Annotated in this window: 1 pseudogene; it reads right to left on the minus strand. The window is 71.4% G+C overall.

Going from position 1 to position 381, the window contains the following annotated elements:
- Positions 1 to 115 precede the first annotated feature (115 nt).
- Positions 116 to 381: pseudogene (locus H6A15_RS10255) on the minus strand (IS30 family transposase); the annotation flags it as partial.

The raw sequence follows: 381 nt of genomic DNA on the forward strand, positions 1-381 counted from the left end.
CTCTGATGCTCGGAAAGAAGGACGGCTAGCGACGGCGGAAACCAGGCGGCCGCTCTTGCAGAAAGCGCCGAATCAACGATGCGGAAAGTGTCGACAAAGACTTGACGCAACACACCCAGTCCCCGACGCGCGAGCGGGCGTCCGCCGCCGCCGGCCGCTCGGACAGCTCGTGCGACACCCTGATCTTGCCCCGCGTCTCCTCCGCGCCCCGTCCGCGGCGCCTGCCGCCCCGCCTGAGCCTCGCCGCCGCCTTCCTGCCGCCCACGAGGCGGTCGAGCCTGCCGGAGCGTATCTCCCGGTAGATCGTGGTGTCGCTGACGGCCAGCCCGGGGCGCTCGAGCGCGATCCTGCCCTCGAGCTGCTCGGGCGACCAGCGGCCCT

This window comes from Enorma phocaeensis (assembly GCF_016901575.1).
GTDB lineage: Bacteria > Actinomycetota > Coriobacteriia > Coriobacteriales > Coriobacteriaceae > Limicola > Limicola phocaeensis_A.